The organism is Tsuneonella deserti (assembly GCF_014644315.1).
Lineage (GTDB): Bacteria > Pseudomonadota > Alphaproteobacteria > Sphingomonadales > Sphingomonadaceae > Tsuneonella > Tsuneonella deserti.
Genome location: NZ_BMKL01000001.1, coordinates 1,414,892 through 1,431,724, shown reverse-complemented (window position 1 = coordinate 1,431,724; position 16,833 = coordinate 1,414,892). Strand labels below are relative to the sequence as shown.

Genomic DNA, 16,833 nt, shown 5'->3' with positions numbered 1-16,833 from the left:
ACTTTGTGTTTTCCTGACCATTACGGGTCGCGCCGCTCTGTTCTTCGGGGCTAGTCAAGATTTCTGCGATGCCGCGTGCTCTCCACGTTCTTTCTTTCATTGCCGTCGGCGCATGCGCTCCGGCGCAAATGAGGCTTCCCGCGTCGCTCGCAGAAGCGTCAGCTCGCACCGAGATAGCGGGGATCGGCGGTATGCCGGGCGGGCACTTCACCGCCGGCGAGTACAGAGGCACATTCGATCGCTCGCTCGACCGATGGTCGTTCGGGGGAGCCATCGCGCGTCGCGGCCACAGCGATTTCACTATCGCGGGGCCCCAGATCAGCTCCACCATCGAAGCGCGCTGCGCCATGCGCGAACATGCGCTCGATCTCGGGCTGGCCGAGGTGACCATGCAGCCGATGGCGTATCGCTGCGATTTCACGGCAGAGGGCCGCCCGATCCCGGCACGGTTTGAATTGCAGGAGGTCGTCGGCGGAGGCTCGGCGATCACGCGCTACGAACGACGCGGCGAAATTGCACTGGGCGGGGAGATGGTGCGATTCCGCTCGGTCGACCATATTGCCGGAACCTCGATGCCGAGTCTGACGCCGGTAGGATATGTTTTTGAGCAGAATGGGCGTGAGATCGGTGCGCTCGAACTCACGGGCCGACCTGCGCTGATGCTTTCGGCGCCCGTGGATCCGGGCGTTGCCCGCACGGTCACCATCGCGGCGGTCTCCCTCGCGACTTTCTGGGATCCTGCGATCCACGACCTCGACATGTGATCCAAACTCGCAGGAGTTGGCATCCCCGGCCACCCCGGCCATATGCGCCTACTGACAGGAGATGCGCATGGCCAGTGAGCCCACTTACGACTACGACTTGTTTGTCATCGGTGCCGGCTCTGGCGGCGTCCGGGCAAGCCGGGTGGCGGCAAGCCATGGCGCGAAGGTGGCGGTAGCCGAAGAGCATCGCGTCGGCGGAACCTGCGTCATTCGCGGATGCGTGCCCAAGAAGATGCTCGTCTATGGCGCGCACTTCGCCGAAGACCTGGTGGACGCAACCAACTTCGGGTGGACCATAGAAAACCCGAAGTTCGACTGGTCCGTCCTGCGCGACAACGTTCTGCGCGACGTGAACCGGCTCAACGGCCTCTATACGAACACGCTTGAAAACCACGATGTCGATATCATTCTCGACCGCGCCACACTGATCGGAGCGCACGAGGTGAGGCTCGGCGGCGGTCGCACGGTGACGGCCAGGTATATCCTCGTGGCGACTGGAGCGAGACCCCACGTCCCGGACTGCCCGGGCCATGAGCTGGGCGTAACCAGCAACGACGCGTTCCACCTCGATGCCCTGCCGCCGCGCATCCTGATCGCTGGCGGCGGCTACATTGCGAACGAGTTCGCCGGCATCTTCAACGAGTTCGGCAGCAAGGTCACGATCATGAACCGGTCGGATCAATTGCTGCGCGGCTACGACGAATCCCTGCGCGACCGGCTGCTGCAGATCAGCCTGGCGAAGGGCATCGACTTCCGGTTCAACGCCTCTTTTCGCGGTATCGCGCAGAACCCGGACGGCAGCCTCAGCGTATCGATGACCAATCACGAGGATCTCGAGGTGGACTGCGTCCTCTTCGCCACCGGGCGTGTGCCGAACACCGACGGGCTGGGCCTGGAGAACGCCGGGGTCGAGCTTGGCGAGCGAGGCGCGGTCAAGGTCAATGAATTCAGCCGCACGAATGTCCCGCATATCTATGCCGTGGGCGATGTAACCGATCGCGTGCAGCTTACCCCCGTAGCCATCCGCGAAGGCCAGGCGTTTGCCGACACCGTCTTCGGCAACAATCCCCGCACCGTCGATTACGAAGCCATTCCGAGCGCGGTGTTCAGCCATCCGCCGCTCGCAGCGGTGGGGATGACGGAGGGAGAGGCGCGCAACAAGTACGGTGTCGTCAAGGTATACGAGAGCGACTTCCGGCCGATGAAGAACGTGCTCGCCGGTCGCAACGAGCGCTCGCTCTACAAGATGATCTGCGCCGAGGGGACGGGCAAGATCCTCGGCCTCCACATGATCGGGCCCGAAGCGCCCGAGATCATGCAGGCCGCCGCGGTGGCGGTGAAGGCCGGACTGACCAAGGAGCAATTCGACGACACCGTGGCTATCCATCCCACCATGGCCGAAGAGCTGGTGCTGCTGAGGTAAATTTCTCCCCCCGGACAAGCGGGATGGGCTATGTCTTTCGCGAAGGGGAGACAAGCAAATGGCGGGCACGGTTCTGGTCACCGGGGGTACCGGCTACATCGCGGGCGAAGTGATCGACCAGTTGCTGGACAAGGGCTGGTGCGTGCGCACTACCGTCCGCAGCAAGGCCAGGAGCGAGGCGCGGCTGCGTGGCCGCTGGCCCGGCGCGGGCGATCGGCTTTACGTGTTCGAGGCGGACCTGATGGACGATGCCGGGTGGGATCTTGCCAACGAAGGCTGCACTCATGTGTGCCACGTCGCCTCGCCGTTCCCGGTAGGAGTGCCCAAGGATGAGAACGAGCTGATCGTTCCTGCGCGCGAGGGCACGCTAAGGGCACTCCGCTTCGCACACGCGGCGGGCGTAGAGCATTTCGTACAGACAAGCAGCTCGGCCGCGATTGCCTACGGACATCCCGCGTCGAAAACGACCTTCGACGAACGCGACTGGACCAATCCCGATGCGCCCGGCGTGCAGCCTTACGTGAAGTCCAAGACCATCGCGGAGCGCGCTGCGCGCGACTGGGTGTCCGGGAACGCCGCCGGCATGGCGTTCTGCAGCGTGAACCCGGTGGCCGTGCTGGGGCCTGTGGTGAACGACGATCTTTCCGCATCGATAGAGTTCGTCCGGCGCTTCCTGACCGGCGAGATACCCGCCATCCCCCGCATAGGGTTCACGATCGTCGATGTGCGGGACGTTGCGAGCTTGCACGTTCTCGCACTCGAAGCCTCGCCCGAGACCATTCGTGGCGAGCGTTTCGCCTGTGCGGCGGACTTCATGTGGATGGGGGACATGGCCCGCGTCCTGCGGGATCACATGGGAGCGGATGCGCGCAAGGTGCCGACGCGACGGATGCCTACGCCGATCCTCAAGCTCATGGCTTTATTCAACAGCGAAATCCGCCAGATCGCGGGCGAGGTCGGCAAGAAGAAGGTCGTGTCCGGGCAGCATGCCAGGGACAAGCTGGGCTGGACCACGATGCCAGCGGACCAGACCGTGCTCGATACCGGCCGCAGCCTGGTGGCACAGGGCATCGTCCGGCTTTAGCGGCAGCCAGCCAGGATGTGTTGACCGCCGCGCTGTCCCGCGACTAACCGCTTGGGCAAATTTTCCCGGGAGAGCGCATGTCCGCCAATATCGCCGAACTCGAACGCCGCCGCAGCGCCGCGCGCATGGGCGGGGGCGAGAAGCGCATTGCCGCGCAGCACGCCAAGGGCAAGCTGACCGCGCGCGAGCGGCTCGACGTCCTGCTCGATGAAGGCAGCTTCGAGGAGCTCGACATGTATGTCGAGCACGATTGCATGGACTTCGGGATGGAGAGCCAGCGCATCCCGGGCGATGGCGTCGTCACGGGCTCTGGCACGATCAACGGGCGGCTGGTGTTCGTGTTCAGCCAGGACTTCACCGTGTTCGGCGGCTCATTGAGTAAGCGCCACGCGGAGAAGATCTGCAAGGTGATGGACATGGCGCTGAAGGTCGGCGCGCCGGTCATCGGCCTCAACGACAGCGGCGGCGCGCGCATCCAGGAGGGCGTTGCCAGTCTCGGCGGCTATGCCGAGGTGTTCCAGCGCAACGTGCTCGCGAGCGGCGTGGTGCCGCAGATCAGCTTGATCATGGGCCCGTGCGCGGGCGGGGCGGTCTATTCGCCGGCGATGACCGACTTCATCTTCATGGTGAAGGATTCGAGCTACATGTTCGTCACCGGGCCGGACGTGGTGAAGACGGTGACCAACGAGGTCGTGACGCAGGAAGAGCTCGGCGGGGCGATCACCCACACCACCAAGACCAGCGTGGCTGACGTTGCGTTCGAGAACGACATCGAGGCGCTGATGGCGACGCGCGCGTTCTTCGACTACCTGCCGCTGTCGAACCGCGAACCGGTGCCCGAGCGCCCGACGAGCGATCCGTGGGACCGCGCCGAGGACAGCCTCGACACGCTGATCCCGGCCAACGCCAACCAGCCTTACGACATGCACGAAGTGATCCGCAAAGTTCTCGACGAGGGGGACTTCTTCGAGGTCCAGCCGGCGCACGCGGGCAACATCATCTGCGGCTTCGGCCGGGTCGAGGGGCGCACGGTGGGCGTAGTCGCCAACCAGCCGATGGTGCTGGCTGGCGTGCTCGACATCAATTCGAGCAAGAAGGCCGCGCGCTTCGTGCGCTTCTGCGATGCGTTCGAGATCCCGATCCTGACTTTCGTCGACGTGCCCGGCTTCCTCCCCGGCACCGCGCAGGAGCACAACGGCATCATCAAGCACGGCGCGAAGCTGCTGTTCGCCTATGCCGAGGCTACCGTGCCCAAGATCACCGTGATCACCCGCAAGGCCTACGGCGGGGCGTATGACGTCATGTCCTCCAAGCACCTGCGCGGCGACCTCAACTACGCCTGGCCCACCGCCGAGATCGCCGTGATGGGCGCCAAGGGCGCGGTGGAGATCATCTTCCGCGGGCTGGGGCCGGAGGAGATCGCCGAGAAGACCAAGGAATACGAGGACCGCTTCGCCAACCCGTTCGTGGCGGCAAGCCGCGGCTACATCGACGAGGTGATTTACCCGCACTCGACCCGGCGGCGGATCGCGCTGGGGCTGAGGAAGCTACGCGGGAAGGTGCTTGAGAACCCGTGGAAGAAGCATGACAATATTCCGCTTTAGCCATGGCGCGTAGGCCTACATCAACTACGGGCGCCGCTGGCGAGCACTTCGTCATGTATCAGCTGCTGCGCCAGAATTTCCTTGCTGCCCTCGTCTCGAAAAATGTGCCGAATATCGACATTCTGGTCTCCGACTTAGCAGGGAAGCCGCTTGGATCCTTGCAGGTAAAGACCATGCGAGAGCCGGGCAAAAAGTGGCAACTTAAGAGCAGTGCGGAAACCGCCGTAGAGGGGCTGTTTTATTGCTTCGTCCGGCCTTCGGAGCCGCAGATCAGAAAACCTGATTGCTGGATTATTCCTAGTTCAATTGTAGCTGAGCATGTGAAACTCAGTCATCAGTCTTGGCTCGCAGGAGCCGAAGCCGCTGGTCGCAACCGAAACGACGGTGACAAGCGATCGATGCATTTCGAGTGCGAGCCACTCGACCTATACCCCAACGGGTGGATGGATCAGTACTTCGAGGCGTGGAATCTATTGCGATGATGAAACTCGGCCGTCTCAATCACATCGGCGTCGCGACGCCCTCGATCGCGGACAGCGTGGGCTATTACCGCGAGGTGATGGGCGCGACGCAGATCACCGAACCGTTCGACATGCCCGAGCAGGGGGTGAAGGTGTGCTTCGTCGATACTCCCACGGATTCCGGCATGAACGGCACGCAGATCGAGCTGATCGAGCCGCTGGGCGAGGGCTCGACCATCCGCGGGTTCCTCGAGAAGAACCCGCTCGGGGGGCAGCATCACCTTTGCTACGAGGTGCCCGATATCGACGAGGCCCGCGCGTGGTTCGAAGGGCTGGGCAAGCGCATCCTCGGCCCCACCCGCATCGGCGCGCACGGGACGCCGATCTTCTTCCTGCACCCCAAGGACATGATGGGTCAGCTGACCGAGATCATGGAGACGCCGCGGGGCTCGGACTCTCACTAACCTCTCGTCGGCCCGGGAAGCGAAGCTGTCCGAAGGACACTCGATCCGGGCCAGTGCTTTTCTTCGGGGCGCGGAGCTGAAAAGAGGCACCACCCCAGATCAAGTCCGGGGTGACCGGGTAGGCCTATCCCTTATTCGTCATCCCCGGGAAGGCGGGGATCCAGTTGCCAGCGTCCCACATGGATTCCCACCTTCGCGGGAATGACGCGGTTCGGGATTAGGTGGATATTTCCACCGTTGCCAAGCCATCATCACCGCGCCACACCCGTTGCGAAGCGAAACGCAAACGGGAGAGCGCGTGTGGCCGATTACGAAACCATCCTGACCGAGCGCAAGGGTGACGTCCTCAAGATCACGCTCAACCGGCCCGAGCGGCTCAATGCCGCTTCGCTGGAGATGGCGGACGATCTCAGCGCGGCGTTCTACGATCTGGGCGACGCGCGCTGCGTGCTGATCACCGGGGCGGGCAAGGGCTTCTGCTCGGGCGCGGACCTCGCCGCGCGTGGCGAGGGCGACGAGCGGCGCGCGAAGGGCGGCAGCCACCTCGCGCTGCAGAACCACTACAACCCGCTGCTCAGCCAGATCATCCGCTGTCCGGTGCCGGTGGTGACCGCGGTCAACGGCGCGGCGGCAGGCGTCGGTTGCTCGATCGCGCTCGCTGGCGATTTCGTGCTCGCCGGGCGCAACGCCTATTTCCTCCAGGCCTTCGTCAACATCGGACTGGTCCCCGATGGCGGATCAACCTGGCTGCTCACCCGCGCGATCGGGCGGGCACGCGCCACGCGGATGATGATGCTGGGCGAGAAGATCGGCGCCGAACGGGCCGAAGAATGGGGCCTGATCTACCGCTGCGTGGATGACGAGGCTTTGATGGGCGAAGCGACCACGCTGGCCGAAAAACTCGCCGCCGGGCCGACGCTCTCCTATGCCACCATGAAGCGCAATATCGCGATCGCGCTCGACGGCGGGTTGCCCGACGTCCTCCTCGCCGAAGCGGAAGGGCAGCGCATCGCTGGCGCCAGCGAGGATGCGATGGAAGGCGGCATGGCGTTCCTGCAGAAGCGGAAAGCCGCCTTCAAGGGCCGCTAAGGCGTGCTGTTCTACGACAGCCCGAACCCGGCGCCCAACCCGCGCCGGGTGCGCATCTTCGCCGCTGAAAAAGGCATCGCGCTTCCTTCCCGAGAAGTGTCTATCCCCGCGCGCCAGCAGAAATCGCCCGAGTTTCTCGCGATCAATCCGCGCGGCCAGACCCCCGCGCTCGAGCTCGACGACGGCACCGTGATTGCCGAGAGCGTGGCGATCTGCCGCTTCCTCGAGGCGTTGCATCCGGACCCGCCGCTTTTCGGCTGTACGCCGACCGAGATCGGCGTGATCGAGATGTGGAATCGCCGCGTCGAGATGATCGCGATGAGCCCGATCGGGCAGGTTTGGGTGCATACGCACCGCTTCACCGCCGCGCTTCCGGGACGCAACGCCGAGTGGGGCGAGGCGAACCGGCCGCGCGTAGCGGAGGCGTTCGCCTTCTTCGACCGCAGCCTCGAAAGCGGCGAGTTCCTCGCGGGGGACCGGTTCTCGATGGCCGATATCCTGCTGCTCACCACGGTCGACTTTGCGAAGTTCGTCGGCTGCGGTCCGGCTGAAGATTTGCTGTCGTTGACCCGGTGGCATGAAAGCGTCAGTGCGAGGCCGAGCGCTACCGCCTGAGGACTCGAATGACCGATACCCCCGCTTCCGGCCCGACCAAGACCGACTGGCAGTCACTCGCCGACAAGGAGGTGAAGGGCAAGGACCTCGCGTGGCAGACGCCCGAAGGCTTTGCAATCCAGCCACTCTACACGGCCGAAGACGCGCCCGGCGATCCGGGCCTGCCCGGTTTCGCACCGTTCACCCGCGGGGTGAAGGCCAGCATGTATGCCGGCCGCCCTTGGACCATCAGGCAGTATGCCGGCTTCTCGACCGCCGAGGAATCAAACGCCTTTTACCGCCGCAACCTCGCGATGGGTCAGAAGGGACTATCGGTCGCCTTCGATCTCGCCACCCACCGGGGCTATGACAGCGATCACCCGCGCGTGGTGGGCGATGTCGGCAAGGCGGGCGTGGCGATCGACACCGTGCGCGACATGGAGATCCTGTTCGACGGCATCCCGCTCGACCAGATGAGCGTGTCGATGACCATGAACGGCGCGGTGATCCCGGTGCTCGCGTTCTTCATCGTCGCGGCCGAGCGCCAGGGGGTGAGCCAGGAGAAGCTCGACGGGACCATCCAGAACGACATCCTCAAGGAGTTCATGGTCCGCAACACGTACATCTACCCGCCCGAGCCGAGCATGCGGATCGTCTCCGACATCATCGCATATACCTCGGCCAACATGCCGAAATTCAACAGCATTTCGATTTCCGGCTACCACATGCACGAGGCCGGGGCGACGGCGGTGCAGGAACTCGCCTTCACCATCGCCGACGGCAAGGAATACGTGCAGCGCGCCTGTGCCACGGGGCTCGACATCGATGCCTTCGCGGGGCGATTGAGCTTCTTCTTCGGCATTGGGATGAACTTCTTCATGGAAGTCGCCAAGCTGCGCGCCGCGCGCACGCTGTGGTGGCGCACGATGGACAGCTTGGGCGCGAAGAGCGAACGCTCGAAAATGCTGCGGACCCACTGTCAGACCAGCGGCGTCTCGTTGCAGGAACAGGACCCCTACAACAACGTGATCCGCACGACGATCGAGGCGCTGGCATCGGTGCTTGGTGGAACCCAGAGCCTTCACACCAACGCGCTCGACGAAGCGATCGCACTGCCCACCGATTTCTCGGCTCGGATCGCGCGCAACACCCAGCTCGTGCTGCAGGAAGAAACCGGCATCACCAACGTCGTCGATCCACTGGGCGGCTCATATTACGTCGAAGCTTTGACCGCCAAGTTGGTGGAAGAAGCGGAGAAATTGATCTCGGACGTCGATGCGGCAGGCGGGATGACCGCCTACGTCGCGACCGGCAAGCCGAAAGCCGCGATCGAGGAAGCCGCCGCCGCCAAGCAGGCGAGCGTGGACCGCGGCGAGACGGTGATCGTCGGCGTCAACAAGTACCGCAAGGCGGAAGAAGAACACCTCGAAACGCTCGAGGTCGATAACCACGCCGTGCGCGAGGGACAGATCGCCCGGCTGAAGGCGGTGCGCGCGGCGCGCGACGAGAGCGCCTGCCAGGCTGCGCTTGCGGCCCTGACCGAAGGCGCGAAGGGTGGCGGCAATCTCCTCGCCCTCGCAGTGGAGGCGGCGCGCCACGACGCCACCCTGGGCGAGATTTCCGCCGCGATGGAGCAGGCGTTCGGCCGCTACGACACGGTGCCGACCCCGGTGAAGGGCATCTACTCGAAAGCCTACGCGGGCGATGCGCGGTACGAGCAGGTGGTCGAAGGCGTGGAGGCGGTCGCCCGCCGCCTCGGCCGCAGCCCGCGCGTGATGGTCGCAAAGATGGGCCAGGACGGGCACGATCGCGGCGCGAACGTGATCGCCAGCGCCTTCGCCGACATGGGGTTCGAGGTGATCAGCGGCCCGCTGTTCCAGACCCCTTCGGAGACCCGCGACATGGCGCTCGCAAACGATGTCGACGCGATCGGCGCGAGCAGCCTTGCCGCGGGCCACAAGACGCTGATCCCCGAACTGATCCAGCTCCTCAAGGAAGCGGGCAGGGCGGACATCAAGGTCGTCGCGGGCGGGGTGATCCCGCCGCAGGATTACGACTTCCTGCGCGAGGCGGGAGTGCAGGGCATTTACGGCCCCGGCTCCAACGTGGTGGAATGCGCGGCCGACCTGCTGCGGCTGCTCGGCCACAACATGCCGCCGGTCGGAAGTGAACTGGAGGCCGACGAGTGAACGGCGCGCAATCGAACGCCTTCCTGCCCATCGCCGCGATGATGTTCATGGCGGGAATCGGCATCCCCGTGTTCGCGGCGTTCAACTCGGCGCTCAGCAAGCAACTCGGTGGGCCCATCGCGGCGACCGCGGTGACGTTCGCCGTGGGACTCGTGATCGCGTTGGTGGCGGTTGCCATCACCGGGTTTCCCGCGCGCTCCGCGTTCACCTTCGAGACGCCGCACATCTGGTTCGGCGCGATTTTCATGCTTTTCTATGCCACCTCGGTCGCGTTCGCGGCTCCGCGGATCGGCCTCGGGAACGCGATCTTTTTCGTGCTGCTGGGGCAGATCGTCGCGGCCGCGGCGATCGACCACTTCGGGTGGCTCGGCGCAATCCAAAGCGCGCTGACGCCCAAGCGGCTGCTCGGCATCGCCGTCATGGCGCTCGGCCTCTATCTTGCCCGGAAGCCGGCGTGATCTGGAGGTTACTCGCCTTTGCCTGCGCGGCGCTTGCCTCGGCTTCCGTCGCCGAGATACCTGCGGCAAGCCCGGCGCCGATTACACTGGGTGAAAGCTACACAGTGCGCTCGCAAGTCATGAACGGCGAGCGCACGATCAACGTCTATCTCCCCGCCGGTTACGCCAAGAACGATAAACGCTACCCCGTGCTGTACCTGATCGACGGCGGAGTGGACCAGGACTTCGTACACATCGTAGGCGCGAGCGTCATCGGGGCGGCGTGGGGCCGCCAGCAGGATGCGATCGTCGTCGGCATCGCCACGCAGGACCGGCGCGAGGAACTGACGGGGCCGACGAGCGATCCGGCGCTGCTCGCCAAGTATCCGACCGCGGGCCATTCGGAGCGTTTTCGCCGCTTCATTCGAAACGAGGTGAAGCCGCTGATCGAAGCACGTTATCGAACGAACGGGACTGACGGAGTGATCGGCGAATCGCTCGCCGGGCTGTTCATCGCGGAAACCTGGCTGCGCGAGCCCGATCTGTTCGGCAGTTACGCCGCGATCAGCCCGAGCTTGTGGTGGGACAACGCCAAGCTGACCGCCGCCGCTGCTGCGCTGATGAGCAAGCAGCAGGCAGGACACCGGCTGTTGCTCGCTACCGCCGACGAAGGCGCGGACCAGGCGGCTATCGCAGAAGACTTCCTCGCGGCAGTTGGCACGCGGGGCAAGGTATGCGCGGTGCCGCATCCCGAGTACACGCACGCGACGATCTATCACGCGGTCGTGCCAGCGGCGCTCCAGTTCCTTTTCCCGACTGCCGAGAAACTCGACCCGCAGTACGGCTTCACTACCGGCTGCCCGGAGACAACTGAATGACCGAAGTCCGCACCGACTGGACGCGCGAAGAGATCGCCGCGCTGTTCGACCTGCCGTTCACCGAGCTGCTGTTCCACGCAGCGAGCGTGCACCGGGAGAACCATCCGCCCGCCGAGGTCCAGCTCTGCACTCTGCTCAGCATCAAGACCGGCGGCTGCCCGGAAGATTGCGGTTACTGCTCGCAGTCGGTCCATGCCGACAGCGGCGTCCAGGCGTCGAAACTGATGGACGTGCAGGCAGTGCTGCAATCCGCCGCGCAGGCGAAGGACCACGGCAGCCAGCGGTTCTGCATGGGCGCCGCGTGGCGCAATCCCAAGGACCGCGACATGCCCGCGATCGTCGAGATCGTGAAGGGCGTGCGGGCGATGGGGCTGGAGACCTGCATGACGCTCGGCATGCTGACGCCCAGCCAGGCCGACATGCTCGCAGAGGCTGGGCTCGATTACTACAACCACAACATCGACAGCAGCCCCGAGTACTACGAGCGGGTCATCACCACCCGCACGATGGGCGAGCGGCTCGATACGCTCGCCAACGTCCGCGCGGCGGGCATCAACGTATGCTCGGGCGGCATCGTCGGCATGGGCGAGACGCGCGAGGACCGCGTCGGCTTCATCCACACACTCGCCACCCTGCCGCAGCATCCCGAGAGCGTGCCGGTCAACGCGTTGGTGCCGGTCAAGGGCACGGTGCTGGGCGACATGCTGGCGGACACCCCGCTCGCCAGGATCGACGACATCGAGTTCGTCCGCACCGTTGCGGTCGCGCGGATCACGATGCCGCTCTCGATGGTGCGTCTCTCCGCCGGCCGCGAGTCCATGAGCGAGGCGACCCAGGCGCTGTGCTTCCTCGCCGGCGCGAACTCGATCTTCACTGGCGACAAGCTGCTCACCGCGCCGAATGCGGGCGACGACAGCGACGCCGCGCTGTTCGCCAAGCTGGGGCTGACGGCGCTCCAAGCCGAGGAGCCGCTGCGGGCGTGCCGGGTGGCGGAGGCAGCGGAGTGAACAAGCTCGGCTGTTTCATCAGCGGAGTGGTCTGGGTCATCGTATTCGGATTCACCGCGCTGGCAGCCGTGATGGGTGACTGCCCGGAGTCTTTCGATGAGTGCCAAAACCGCAGCAACACCTTCAGCATTGTCTGGTGGGTTCTCGCTCTATCGACATTGGCGCTGATGATTTGGTTTTTCCTCTTGAGAACGCGGAAAGAGCGCGACGACTGATGTTCAAAAAAATCCTCATCGCCAACCGGGGCGAGATCGCGTGCCGGGTCATCAAGACCGCGCGGCGCATGGGTATCGCGACGGTCGCGGTCTATTCGGACGCCGATGCGCGCGCGCCGTTCGTGCGGATGGCGGACGAGGCGGTGCATATCGGCCCGGCGCCGGCGGCGGAGAGCTATCTCGTCGCCGACAAGATCATTGCCGCGTGCAAACAGACCGGCGCCGAGGCGGCCCATCCGGGCTACGGCTTCCTGTCCGAACGCACCAGCTTCGCCGAGGCGCTGGCGAAGGAGAACATCGCCTTCATCGGCCCACCGGTGAACGCGATCGCGGCGATGGGGGACAAGATCGAGTCCAAGAAGCTCGCCAAGGAAGCCGGCGTCAACGTCGTCCCCGGCTTCGTCGGCGAGATCGAGGATACCGAGCACGCAGTGCGGATCTCGAACGAGATCGGCTACCCGGTGATGATGAAGGCCAGCGCCGGCGGCGGGGGCAAGGGCATGCGGCTCGCCTACAACGAGACCGACGTGCGCGAAGGGTTCGAGAGCGTGAAGCGCGAAGGGCTGAACTCGTTCGGCGACGATCGCGTGTTCATCGAGAAGTTCATCCTCAATCCGCGCCACATCGAGATCCAGATCCTCGGTGATCAGCACGGCAACATCGTCTATCTCAACGAGCGCGAGTGCAGCATCCAGCGCCGTCACCAGAAAGTGGTCGAGGAAGCGCCGTCGCCGTTCGTGACGCCCAAGATGCGCAAGGCGATGGGCGAGCAGTGCGTCGCGCTGTCGCGCGCGGTCGGGTACTACAGCGCGGGCACCGTCGAACTGATCGTCAGCGGCGCGGACCCGACGGGGGAGAGCTTCTACTTCCTCGAGATGAACACCCGCCTGCAGGTCGAGCACCCGGTGACCGAGGCGATCACCGGGATCGACCTCGTCGAGCAGATGATCCGCGTGGCGGCAGGCCAAAAGCTGCCGTTCACGCAAGGCGACATCGGCATCGACGGCTGGGCGATCGAGAACCGCGTCTACGCCGAGGACCCCTATCGCGGGTTCCTGCCGAGCACCGGGCGACTGATCCGCTACCAGCCTCCGGTCGAAGGCTGGACCGATGACGGCGAGGCCAACGGCCGCCGCGGGATGGACGGCGTGCGGGTCGACGACGGCGTCTACGAAGGCGGCGAGGTGTCGATGTTCTACGACCCCATGATTGCCAAGCTGGTGACCTGGGGCGAGACGCGCGACGAGGCGGCGGACCTGCAGGTTCAGGCGCTCGACAACTTTCGCATCGAGGGCCTTGGCCACAACGTCGATTTCCTCTCGGCAATCATGCAGCACCCGCGCTTCCGCTCGGGCGAGCTCACCACGGGTTTCATCGCCGAGGAGTATCCGGACGGCTTCCATGGCGCGGAGACGAGCGAAGATGTGCGGCGCACGCTCGCCGCGGTCGCCGGGGCGCTCGCGACCGCCGATGCCGACCGCGCGCGGCGGATCGACGGCCAGCTTGCGCAAGGCGAAGCAGCGAACGGCGACTGGGTGGTACGGATCGACGGGGTCGAGCACGCCGTCAGCCTCGAAGAGGACGCGATCACGGTCGATGGCCAGCCCGTCGCCATCGCGCTGGAATACACCCCGGGCGACCGGTTGATCGACTTCGAGCTTTACGGCGAGGATGCCGAGGACGACGAGGCTGAGCCGGTCGCCGAATATGGCATCCAGCTCGCGCCGCGCCGCTGGGGTTACCGCATGACCACCCGCGGCGCTCAGCACGAGGTGCGGGTGCTGCCCGCCCACGTCGCGCCGCTCGCGCAGCACATGATCGAGAAGGTCCCGCCGGACCTGTCGAAGTTCCTCATCTGTCCGATGCCGGGCCTGCTGGTGCAGCTCCACGTCGCGGAAGGCGACGAGGTGCAGCCGGGCCAGCCGCTCGCCACCGTGGAGGCGATGAAAATGGAGAACATCCTGCGCGCCGAGAAGGCCGCGACTGTCAGCAAGATCAACGCACAGCAGGGCGCCAGCCTGGCTGTCGATGAAGTGATCCTCGAGCTGGAGTGATGCACCTCTCCCATGCCCCCGATGCGCCGGCTGCCGAGGAGATCGCCTTCGACGATTTCCTCAAGGTGGACATACGCGTCGGGACCATCGTGGAGGCGGAGGATTTTCCCGAGGCGCGCAAGCCCTCGTACCGGCTGCGCATCGATTTCGGCCCGGCGATCGGCGTGAAGAAGAGCTGCGCGCAGATCGCGGCGAACTACGCGATCGGTGAACTTCCGGGGCGACAAGTCGCGGCCGTGATCAACTTCCCGCCGCGCCAGATCGGGACTGCGATGTCCGAGGTGCTCACGCTGGGTTTTGCCGACAACGCGGGCGAGGTCGTGCTGTTCGCGCCTGACGTCCATGTGCCCAACGGCGCACGGCTGTTCTGATGCCGACGATCTACACGATCGGATATGAGCAGGTGACGCAAGCGGCGGTGATCGATGCACTGCGCGAGGCCGGCGTTGAGCTGCTCGCCGACATTCGCTTCCTTCCGCTCTCGCGCCGACCAGGGTTCTCGAAGTCTAGCCTCAAGGCCGCGGCCGAGGAAGCGGGCATCGCCTACCGCCATTTCAAGCAGCTCGGCACGCCCGCCGAAGGGCGCGAGGCAGCCCGGCGCGGCGATCACGCAGGGCTGGCGCGGGTCTATGCCGGCCAGCTCGAACTGCCCGAGGCGATGGCCCAGATGGGCGAGCTGCGCGAGATCGCGCAAGGCAAGCGGGTGGCGCTATTGTGTTACGAACGCGACGCTGCCGAATGCCACCGCTCCTTGCTGTTCGACGCGCTGTTCGAAGGTTTCGAGCGCGTCGATCTCGAGCCGGAGATGCTCGTCAAATAACCGGCCCGAAACGGGACGGTCTCTCCATCGAGGGGCGGAACATGGTAAATCCGCTGGCGCTCGCCACCCGTTCGTAAGACTTTCGCGAATCCGGGCCCATACCGGACCCGCGGGAGAGCGAACGATGGCTCACAAGGGTATCGGTTTCTTCGACGGCCGCGGCCATTTCTTCAAAACGCCGGACGAGGCGACGATCAGCGACCTGTCGGCGCTGCTCGGGCGGATTGGCGACGGAGAAAGCCTCGCGCCTGGCATCGCCCAGACGCTGCTCAGCCGTCGCGAGGAATTGGAGAGATTGTTCGCCGAGCACGATGACATGATGGCAGGCTCCTCGGCCAACGTCGCGCCGCTACGTTCCCGCCCGGCAGCCTAGTCAGCCGTCTGCTCGTCGATCAAGTCGACCGCCCGGACCCTTTGGTCCGGTGGTGCGTAAGCTTTGCATGCTGTTCGATGGATGGTCCGGTCTTGGGCGGGCGGCGCTGCTCGCCGTGCTCGGCTACGCGTGGCTCGTCGTGGTGCTGCGGCTCTACGGCAAGCGCACGCTGGCCAAGCTCAACGCGTTCGATTTCGTGGTCACCGTTGCGCTCGGTTCGATTTTGGCTACCACGATCCTCTCCAAGTCGACCACCTGGAGCCAGGGCGCGCTGGCGGTGGTCGTGCTGTGCAGCCTCCAGTGGCTGGTCGCAAAGGCTTCGCTCAATTGGCCGTGGCTTTTCCGGATGACCCGCTCCACTCCGCGCCTGCTGCTGCTCAACGGCTCCTTCCTTGAGAAAGCGATGGAGCAGGAGCGGATCGGGAAATCGGACATCCGCGCTTCGGTGCGCAAGCATGGCGCGGAGGCGCTCGACAAGGTCCACGCAGTGGTGCTCGAAACCGACGGCACTCTCAGCGTCATCGCGAAGCCGGGCGACGGCTCGACCTTGTGCGATGTGATCGGATACGACGAAGCACGCGGCGGCCGCTCGAACGCTAGCTAGTCTTCGATCAGGGCTACCGCCCGGATCCACCCGGCGCTGGCGCGCTCGATCTTCACCGGGAAGCAGCTCACGGTAAACCCGCGTGAGGGCAGGGCGGCGAGGTTCGTCAGCTTCTCGATCTGGTAGTACGGCCGGATACGCCCCGCCTTGTGGCCTTCCCAGATGATGGAGGGATCGCGGCTCTCGGCCCAGCGATTGGCGGTATGGCTGAACGGCGCGTCCCAGCTCCAGGCATCGGTGCCGACGACTTCGATCCCTTGCTCTGTCAGAAACAGCGTGGCTTCGGCGCCCATGCCGACGCCCTGGTCGGTGAAATCGGGTGTTCCGTACACCGCGCCCGACTGAACAAGCACGATATCGAGCGGATTGAGGGTGTTTCCGGCCCGATCGAGCGCTTCATTGACGTCCTTCGCGCTCACCACGTGCCCGTGCGGCAGGTGGCTGAAATCGAGCTTCACGCCGGGACGGAAGAAGCGGTTGAGCGGCGCTTCGTCGATGCTCGGCGCGGGACTCGCGCCGGAATCAGTGGTGGAATGGAAATGCCACGGCGCGTCCATGTGCGTGCCGTTGTGCGTGCTGAGCGTCAGCTGCTCGACCGCCCAGCCTTCGCCATCGGGCAGGTCGTCTTTGGTAAGTCCCGGAAAGAACATGGCAATCTGCTGCCACGTGTCCTCGTGCGTCATGTAGGTGATGCGCGGACGCATGACTTCTGGGTCCGAGACGACGTCATTGGTGATCGGGATGGAGAGGTCGATGAAGCGGGCCATGGACGC

The 16,833-nt window shown here is 65.1% G+C and carries 19 protein-coding genes; 18 read left to right on the top strand and 1 reads right to left on the bottom strand.

What is annotated here, in order from left to right; all coding sequences use genetic code 11:
* Positions 1–68 precede the first annotated feature (68 nt).
* The 18 genes from IEW58_RS06785 (at position 69) to IEW58_RS06700 (ending at position 16,060) form a co-directional block, all read left to right on the top strand.
* Positions 69–764, top strand: coding sequence for a VV20781 family protein (locus tag IEW58_RS06785; RefSeq protein WP_506016862.1), 696 nt, complete (start codon positions 69–71; stop codon positions 762–764).
* A gap of 67 nt (positions 765–831) precedes the next feature.
* Positions 832–2,187, top strand: a complete 1,356-nt coding sequence (gor, locus tag IEW58_RS06780) for a glutathione-disulfide reductase (RefSeq protein WP_188644433.1) — start codon at positions 832–834, stop codon at positions 2,185–2,187.
* Between the two features lie 58 nt (positions 2,188–2,245).
* Entirely contained in the window at positions 2,246–3,271 is a 1,026-nt protein-coding gene (locus tag IEW58_RS06775; protein ID WP_188644432.1) for an NAD-dependent epimerase/dehydratase family protein, read from the top strand.
* Between the two features lie 77 nt (positions 3,272–3,348).
* The gene (locus tag IEW58_RS06770; RefSeq protein WP_188644431.1) at positions 3,349–4,875 is read left to right on the top strand and encodes an acyl-CoA carboxylase subunit beta; all 1,527 of its coding nucleotides are present in this window, start codon (positions 3,349–3,351) and stop codon (positions 4,873–4,875) included.
* 53 nt (positions 4,876–4,928) lie between these two features.
* Complete coding sequence (locus IEW58_RS06765; RefSeq protein ID WP_188644430.1) at positions 4,929–5,357, top strand: hypothetical protein; 429 nt, start codon at positions 4,929–4,931, stop codon at positions 5,355–5,357.
* Positions 5,357–5,800 (top strand): methylmalonyl-CoA epimerase, encoded by a 444-nt coding sequence (mce, locus tag IEW58_RS06760; protein WP_188645701.1) that lies wholly within the window; start codon positions 5,357–5,359, stop codon positions 5,798–5,800. Before IEW58_RS06765 ends, mce begins: the two co-directional genes overlap by 1 nt.
* A gap of 300 nt (positions 5,801–6,100) precedes the next feature.
* Positions 6,101–6,889 carry an enoyl-CoA hydratase-related protein gene (locus IEW58_RS06755; RefSeq protein ID WP_229658477.1) on the top strand — a complete coding sequence of 263 codons (789 nt, stop codon included), beginning with the start codon at positions 6,101–6,103 and terminating at the stop codon, positions 6,887–6,889.
* Positions 6,890–6,892: 3 nt separating this feature from the next.
* The gene (locus tag IEW58_RS06750; protein WP_188644428.1) at positions 6,893–7,504 is read left to right on the top strand and encodes a glutathione S-transferase family protein; all 612 of its coding nucleotides are present in this window, start codon (positions 6,893–6,895) and stop codon (positions 7,502–7,504) included.
* Positions 7,505–7,512: 8 nt separating this feature from the next.
* Positions 7,513–9,672 carry a methylmalonyl-CoA mutase gene (gene scpA / locus IEW58_RS06745; RefSeq protein ID WP_188644427.1) on the top strand — a complete coding sequence of 720 codons (2,160 nt, stop codon included), beginning with the start codon at positions 7,513–7,515 and terminating at the stop codon, positions 9,670–9,672.
* Complete coding sequence (locus IEW58_RS06740; RefSeq protein WP_229658476.1) at positions 9,669–10,130, top strand: DMT family transporter; 462 nt, start codon at positions 9,669–9,671, stop codon at positions 10,128–10,130. Before scpA ends, IEW58_RS06740 begins: the two co-directional genes overlap by 4 nt.
* On the top strand, positions 10,127–10,987 hold the full coding sequence (locus tag IEW58_RS06735; protein ID WP_229658475.1) for an alpha/beta hydrolase: 861 nt from the start codon (positions 10,127–10,129) through the stop codon (positions 10,985–10,987). The genes IEW58_RS06740 and IEW58_RS06735 overlap by 4 nt, the downstream gene beginning before the upstream one ends.
* The gene (gene bioB / locus IEW58_RS06730) at positions 10,984–11,994 is read left to right on the top strand and encodes a biotin synthase BioB (protein ID WP_188644426.1); all 1,011 of its coding nucleotides are present in this window, start codon (positions 10,984–10,986) and stop codon (positions 11,992–11,994) included. Before IEW58_RS06735 ends, bioB begins: the two co-directional genes overlap by 4 nt.
* On the top strand, positions 11,991–12,209 hold the full coding sequence (locus IEW58_RS06725; protein ID WP_188644425.1) for a hypothetical protein: 219 nt from the start codon (positions 11,991–11,993) through the stop codon (positions 12,207–12,209). The genes bioB and IEW58_RS06725 overlap by 4 nt, the downstream gene beginning before the upstream one ends.
* Positions 12,209–14,263, top strand: a complete 2,055-nt coding sequence (locus IEW58_RS06720; protein WP_188644424.1) for an acetyl-CoA carboxylase biotin carboxylase subunit — start codon at positions 12,209–12,211, stop codon at positions 14,261–14,263. Before IEW58_RS06725 ends, IEW58_RS06720 begins: the two co-directional genes overlap by 1 nt.
* On the top strand, positions 14,263–14,634 hold the full coding sequence (locus tag IEW58_RS06715) for a tRNA-binding protein (protein ID WP_188644423.1): 372 nt from the start codon (positions 14,263–14,265) through the stop codon (positions 14,632–14,634). The genes IEW58_RS06720 and IEW58_RS06715 overlap by 1 nt, the downstream gene beginning before the upstream one ends.
* The gene (locus IEW58_RS06710; RefSeq protein WP_188644422.1) at positions 14,634–15,083 is read left to right on the top strand and encodes a DUF488 domain-containing protein; all 450 of its coding nucleotides are present in this window, start codon (positions 14,634–14,636) and stop codon (positions 15,081–15,083) included. Before IEW58_RS06715 ends, IEW58_RS06710 begins: the two co-directional genes overlap by 1 nt.
* Positions 15,084–15,207: 124 nt before the next feature.
* The gene (locus tag IEW58_RS06705; RefSeq protein ID WP_188644421.1) at positions 15,208–15,456 is read left to right on the top strand and encodes a hypothetical protein; all 249 of its coding nucleotides are present in this window, start codon (positions 15,208–15,210) and stop codon (positions 15,454–15,456) included.
* Between the two features lie 52 nt (positions 15,457–15,508).
* Positions 15,509–16,060, top strand: coding sequence for a DUF421 domain-containing protein (locus IEW58_RS06700; RefSeq protein ID WP_229658474.1), 552 nt, complete (start codon positions 15,509–15,511; stop codon positions 16,058–16,060).
* Here IEW58_RS06700 and IEW58_RS06695 read toward each other — a convergent pair.
* Positions 16,057–16,827 carry a cyclase family protein gene (locus IEW58_RS06695; RefSeq protein ID WP_188644420.1) on the bottom strand — a complete coding sequence of 257 codons (771 nt, stop codon included), beginning with the start codon at positions 16,825–16,827 and terminating at the stop codon, positions 16,057–16,059. The two genes, IEW58_RS06700 and IEW58_RS06695, sit on opposite strands and share 4 nt — an antisense overlap.
* Between the last annotated feature and the right edge of the window lie 6 nt (positions 16,828–16,833).